Origin of the sequence: Dactylosporangium sp. NPDC051484, assembly GCF_040689395.1 — a bacterium.
In the GTDB taxonomy this organism is placed as follows: Bacteria; Actinomycetota; Actinomycetes; order Mycobacteriales; family Micromonosporaceae; genus Dactylosporangium.
On the sequence record NZ_JBFAZX010000076.1, the window covers coordinates 1 to 5,690 of the forward strand.

The following is a 5,690-nucleotide window of genomic DNA, read 5'->3' on the forward strand; positions in this document are numbered from 1 at the left end:
GATCTTCTTCCCTCGACAAGAAGAATGATCAACCAAGGGCTGTCTCCACGACCGGTCAGGGTCACCACCGACCGCCGCAGGTTAAACGCCAAGCCCAGGTTGGGCTCGGCCACCCCGATGCGTGACAGGACCCGACCAACCGCGCTCGGGATGCGGGTTCGAACTGCGCTGAGCCCAACAGGCCCAAGATCAGCGCGCGGTCATGCCGCCGGACACGGGTCGCCAGTGCTGCCTCGTGGCGTGAGCAGCAGTCGCGGCATACGGGCGAATAGGGCGGCGAGCGCGATGGTCTCCGGGTAACGGATGACCTGGTCATCGACTCGGGGAAGCAGCTCGCTGCGCTCCCTCCATCGGATGGCGATGGGGTCGGACTCGCCTCGGCGCCGCTGCCAGCCCCTCCACCCTCTGGTGATCCGACTGGCGGCGTTGAGCGCGGCGTCGAGCGTTGCGTGGCGACGCCGCCGCAAGATGCGGTAACGGCGCACGGCCGCGAGGATCTCGGGTGTCGAGTCGAGCAGCTGCTCGGAGGGCGGTCCCAGGCGCCCGAGCGGACAGCCGCGGCGCGGCTGGCGGCACGGGGACGACGAGCACAGCAGTTATCCACAGACTGTGCATTTCACTGTGGATAACGTGTAAATATTTACAATCTACACTTGAAGGTGTCGGTTCAGGCCAGGCGACGGCGGGCAGCCAGCGGCGCCCGGCCGCCAGGCGAGGTTCCCGTGCGGCGAGGCGTTAGCGCGGCAGCGCGCCGAGCGGCAGCATGCGGTGCATGCGGATCTCCCGGCACAGCAGCGGAACCAGCTGCAGCGGTGTACGTGACGGCACAGTGTGGCACCTCTTCCACAATGGACAGATGAAGAAGAACGCCTGATCCGGCGCGGCCGTCTGCGCGGGCGCACGGGGTTCCCCCGCGCAGACGCCGGCCGGGGCAGCGCCTGGGCCGGACCTTCCGGCCGGGGGCCGCTTCGCAAGTCCGGCCGTGTGCGGTGGATGGACGACCACCAGGCGGCCGGAGCCGGCGTTCCCTTGGTTTCGAGCCTGCCAAGCCGGCAGCGGCTGCAACAGTTGGCCAGGGTTAGCCAGAACCTACGACATCCACAGTGGACAGAAGGCCGAATCGTTCCCGGCGCATCGCAAAGCCTGAGGTCACCCGTTGCCGGTCAGCAGCGAAGCAGTCGGAGGAGTTCATCGAGCAGCCCGAAGATCATCGGTATCGCCGCGCTCGGTGGCGTAAGCACCGACGAGGGCGAAAGGTACTTCGTGCCGTCGAGGCAGGCGGTGTACGCGGCGGCAGCCTCGCCCCGGGATCTCCAGGCCGCCAGGATTGCGGCGCCGCCGGGCAGCGCGACGATAGCCGAACACGGTGATGGCGCGGATCGAGGACGGCGTGTACGCGGTGGGAGCGATGCTGCCCAGCGAGACGGAACTCATGGCGGAGTTCAAGGTGTCGCGGTTGACGGTGGCGCGGGCGTTCGAGGTGCTGCGTCAGGACGGGTGGATCGACGCGCGGCAGGGCAAGGGCCGCTTCGTGCGGGGCAAGCCGGCGCAGCGTGGAATGCCGGAGCATGTGACGGCGCTGCTATCGGGTGGGATCGACGCCCGGGTCCGGGTCCTTGATGCGGGGCAGGTTCCGGCGCCGAACCGCGCGGCGTGGGCGCTGGCCATCGACGACGGCGCGCCGGTGATGATGCGCCGGTGACTCGTGGTGGTCGAGGGGCTCGGGCCGATCGAGCTGGGGACCGTGTACGTGCCGGTAGATCTCGCGGACGGGACCGGCATCGGGGACATGGAGCCGCTGCGGGAGGGCCTGCTGCGGCACCTCGCGGTCCGCAAAGGGGTCGAGTTCGACCAGGCGACCCAGCGGATCTCGGCACGGCCGGCGACGGCGGAGGAATCGCGGCTGCTGGACGTGGGCCAGCGTGAGTGCATGCTGACCGTGCTGCTGGCGGTGTACGACCGGGCGCGGCGGGCGGTGTTCGGGCTGGATGTGGTGATGCCGCCCTCGCGGCACGAGTTGGCCGACGCGTTCCCGATCGAGCTCTGACCAGCACTGGGCACTGCCGGTCGGTGCCGGTACAAGAGCCCCGATCCGAGTCTCGGGGCACACCGTCACGTGTCGTGGCTATCGGACTCGGCCTCGTCGAGGTGACGTGGCATTGAGCGCGTCACAGACGCGTGTGTGGCGGTAGGTCTTCTCCGAGGGACCGGCGCAGTCGCATGTTCAACCTTCGGAGGCTCTCGCGGTGGGCCTCACGGGTGTCCGTGGTGCTCAGTCCTCGGCGGAGGAAGTCTTGCCGCAGCCGGTTGAGCATCGACGGGACGATCTCGGTCGGGTCAACGTCATCATCCAGCAGCATGGCTTCGAGATGCGCGACCACACCGATGAGCACGATCAGATCATCGTCAGTCATCGTTCCGCGCGTGTCGTGGCCGTGCATCATCGCACCAGCTCGTTCTGCGCGGTGACGTCTCGGGGAACGAGCACAAAGCCCTGGGAGCGCTGGTTCATGATCGGCTCATCTTCGTCTCGGGGAACATGGTGGAACGATACCTGCACCCACACAATTGGCCGGGTGAGTCGCTGACCGGTGAGGTAAGTATCCAACGTCTTGCCGCAGGGCGGGTGGAGATTTTCGGAGGCCAGATGCTCGCAGTCGGCGAATTCCGTCAGATACACGTCGTGATTGGTGAAGGCGTGCGCCACATCATCTCGCCGATACTTTCCGGTGCCGTTCACATGAATGTCGTATGAGACGAGGTGGCCATCGGCATTTCGCTGGCCGGTGTCTACCACGCGCCAGAATCGGTTGTCGGCTGTGTCCAAGGCCGCTTCTTGTGTGTGCTCGGTCTGAACTATTGCGTGCCGTGCACCGTTCGCGTCGTCGTTGACCTCGAACACGCGCTGGTCGCGCTGATTCGCGCCCAGGCCGAATTCCAGCCTCCAGAAGAGGTTGTGGAAATGCGTAGGGCAAACTTGGTCTGGCCGGGTCCGATCGGGTAGGCATCGGCGGAGTCGCCAAAGTAGCGTGGCGCCAAGGTGCCGCCGGCGTCCACGGTGGGAAACATGGATCCGTCATCGCAGAACCGCCACCTCGTGGCGTACGTGGCAGCATCGCTACCGAGATCCGACCTACCGGACCTCCTTCACGTTCAGGGCACACAATGTGACACTCATCGTCGACGCAGCACCCGCAAGGTTGATTTAAGCGGCTGACGTGCCAGTGATCAGTCAGGACGGCCACGCTCCTCGCTCGACCGGTAGTGGCCAACTGAGGGACGTCTTTATGTGCAAATGCCGCCATGGATGTAGCAACGCATATAAATTGGGTATGGTTAGATGTCTGCCATGTGGGAAAAGCTGGATACCCAGCCGCTAGGCGTCCGGCCTAAATGTCTCTGATTCTGCTTAGGCTGCTGCGCGATTCGCAGTCCAAAACAGGGTGGTTCCACAGGCTGACGCCAGAAAGCAAGCAACTTTAATCGACCACCATTGATAATCAAACTCGTGCCAGAACCATTTTTCAGCGTCCGCTTGCATCGTGGAGGTACTCTTGCCGAGGAGACCACGACATGACAGCATCGAGCACCGTCAGCGGTGCGACCAAGAGCACCCCCGTGGCGACAAGCCTCGCACCTGCGCTGAGTGACCTGCGAGAAGCGGCCCTGCGGTACGCCACTGCGAAGGCGTCACGAAAGGTGGAGCACTGGGCTGACAATCTGAACGATTTTGTCTCGAGCCGAGGGCCCACCACGCAGGCAGTCTTCGAGGGGCTGAAAGCCAAGCTGCTGGGGAAGAACCCTGTCTGGGCTGCGATCAAAGGTGCTTGGTCAGGGACAAGCCCCGAGGTGAAACTTGCTGTGGTGTTGATCTTGATACTGACGCTATTGCTGCTTCCTGTTGTATTGCTTGTGCTCATGCTTGGGCTACTGGTTGCCGCGCTCGTCGCAGGCATTCGAGCCGCCACACGGTGATCAGCCTCGATCCGTCAGAGGGTTCTGATCCCCGGTCGTCCGTTTCGGCTTGACCGTTTTGTCCCTCATGGTGGTGGTCGAGGGTGCCGCGTGTCGCTGCGGGGGCGCCGGTTCTCCGGTCCGGGTGCTCTTTCTGCTGGTAGAGCCGGGGCGGACGGGTCAGGTGCTCAGGGGTAGCAGGCCGAGGCGTTGCCAGCAGTGCAGGAACGCTTCGGCCCAGGGCCAGGTGTCGGGGATGGACAGGGTCTTGCGTCGGGCGTGGGTGGCCAGCTTCGCGGGAAGGTGCAGCAGTCGGTAGCGCAGGGTGTCGGGTTCGGCGTCAGCGAGGTCGGGCTGGTCGTGCAGGCCGAGGAGCCGGGTCCAGGCGGCCAGGTCGGCGGCGATGTTGGCCGCGAGGACCCAGCCTCGGTTGACGGTCCAGGCTTTCGAGGGCAGGTTCCGCAGGCCCATGGCCTTGTTCGTGCGTACCCTGTCTTCCACGGTGGCGTGCGAACGATGCAGGACGTCGAGGAACTGTGGGTGGTGCGAGCCGGGCACGCCATGGATGCGGCGGATGTTGGTCGCGACGATCGCGTACCGCCAGCCGGTGCGTTGCTCCAGATCGGTGAGGTTCTTTGCGTGCCGGGCGGCGGGTGGGTGCGTCGCACGATCAGCCGTAGTCCGTCGATCCAGTTGCCGACCCGCTGGTTGAGACCGGTCAGCTCGGCGACCTGTGCCTGGTCGGTGGCGGTGCCGTCGGGTTGCGGGCTGCTGGTCCAGGCGTCGGCGGGCAGGGCCTCGATCGCGGTCTCGTCAGCGTCGGTGATCGCCCACCCGACGGTGAACTTCACACTGCGCCACAGCCGGTTCATCTGCTCGAGGTGTGTCACGAGGTCGTGGGTGGCGCCGGCCCCGTCGACGCGGACCAGGATCTTCCGCCGGTATGTCACGGGGAGTTGCGCGATCGCCTCGCCGAGGACCCGGATGTGGTCGGTGACCGTGTTCGAGCCGGCGTTGCCCGGCCGTAACAGCATGGCCAGGCTTTCCGCGGTGTTGGCGCACCACGCTCCCAGCGGATGGAACCCCCATCCCTTCTTGAACGTAGCCGCCGCGCCCTGCTTGTCTGAGTGGGCGGTGATCAGCGTGGCGTCCAGATCGATGACTACCCACCCCGACAGCAGCTTGCCGGCCACGCTCAGCCACGGGAAGCCCTGCGGCCGGCGGGCGAGCAGGTCCCAGACCCGGGCACGGACCTTCGCCCGCGCCTTGCCGATCCGACGCAAGGCGGCCTCGTCCAGCCCGGCCAGAGCACGGCGGACGGTCGCCTCCGATGGCGGATCGGCGAACACGAGCGCCTGATGCGTGAGCAAGCCGATATCGGACATGCTCCTCGCACCGAGCACGACCGCGACCGCGAGGCAGACCAAGACCGTGCCCCGATCCCACCACCCCGGTCCCTCGCCCCGGGGCAGCACCACGTTCAACGCACCGGTCAGCCCGGTCCGGTCCGCGCATCGGCGCAGCAACACCGCGCCCGCATGCCCGACCAAGCCCTTCCCGCCCGTGGCGACCTGCAGCCGCTGGTCCCACCCGCTACTCTTGCTCACCAGAAAGGTGCACCCGATTCTGCCGTGGATATGACCTAGTGTCGCGTGATCCTGGTTGTGTTATGTCGGGTTGTCGTTGATCCTGGTGTGATGCTGACCGATGCCCAGACCGCGGAGTTGCGGGCGGTG

The 5,690-nt window shown here is 66.0% G+C and carries 6 protein-coding genes and 1 pseudogene; 3 read left to right on the forward strand and 4 right to left on the reverse strand.

Annotated features, from left to right (window positions below; all coding sequences use genetic code 11):
• Nucleotides 1-1,369 precede the first annotated feature (1,369 nt).
• Together AB0367_RS38555 and AB0367_RS38560 are read left to right on the forward strand one after the other, a co-directional pair.
• Nucleotides 1,370-1,702: a GntR family transcriptional regulator gene (locus AB0367_RS38555; protein ID WP_366231476.1), complete on the forward strand. Its 333-nt coding sequence runs from the start codon at nucleotides 1,370-1,372 to the stop codon at nucleotides 1,700-1,702.
• A 3-nt stretch (nucleotides 1,703-1,705) separates the two neighbouring features.
• Nucleotides 1,706-2,047, forward strand: coding sequence for a UTRA domain-containing protein (locus tag AB0367_RS38560; RefSeq protein WP_366231477.1), 342 nt, complete (start codon nucleotides 1,706-1,708; stop codon nucleotides 2,045-2,047).
• 121 nt (nucleotides 2,048-2,168) lie between these two features.
• On the opposite strand, the gene AB0367_RS38565 is transcribed toward AB0367_RS38560, so the two are convergent.
• Both AB0367_RS38565 and AB0367_RS38570 read right to left on the reverse strand, forming a co-directional pair.
• Nucleotides 2,169-2,444, reverse strand: a complete 276-nt coding sequence (locus AB0367_RS38565; RefSeq protein WP_366231478.1) for a hypothetical protein — start codon at nucleotides 2,442-2,444, stop codon at nucleotides 2,169-2,171.
• Nucleotides 2,441-2,902 (reverse strand): hypothetical protein, encoded by a 462-nt coding sequence (locus AB0367_RS38570; protein ID WP_366231479.1) that lies wholly within the window; start codon nucleotides 2,900-2,902, stop codon nucleotides 2,441-2,443. The genes AB0367_RS38565 and AB0367_RS38570 overlap by 4 nt, the downstream gene beginning before the upstream one ends.
• Nucleotides 2,903-3,573: 671 nt before the next feature.
• On the opposite strand from AB0367_RS38570, the gene AB0367_RS38575 reads away from it, so the two are divergent.
• Complete coding sequence (locus tag AB0367_RS38575; protein WP_366231480.1) at nucleotides 3,574-3,975, forward strand: hypothetical protein; 402 nt, start codon at nucleotides 3,574-3,576, stop codon at nucleotides 3,973-3,975.
• Between the two features lie 159 nt (nucleotides 3,976-4,134).
• Here AB0367_RS38575 and AB0367_RS38580 read toward each other — a convergent pair whose 3' ends face one another.
• Both AB0367_RS38580 and AB0367_RS38585 read right to left on the reverse strand, forming a co-directional pair.
• Nucleotides 4,135-4,512, reverse strand: a complete 378-nt coding sequence (locus tag AB0367_RS38580) for a transposase (RefSeq protein WP_366231481.1) — start codon at nucleotides 4,510-4,512, stop codon at nucleotides 4,135-4,137.
• Nucleotides 4,513-4,649: 137 nt separating this feature from the next.
• Nucleotides 4,650-5,561, reverse strand: a pseudogene (locus AB0367_RS38585) (transposase); the annotation flags it as partial.
• Nucleotides 5,562-5,690: the final 129 nt, after the last annotated feature.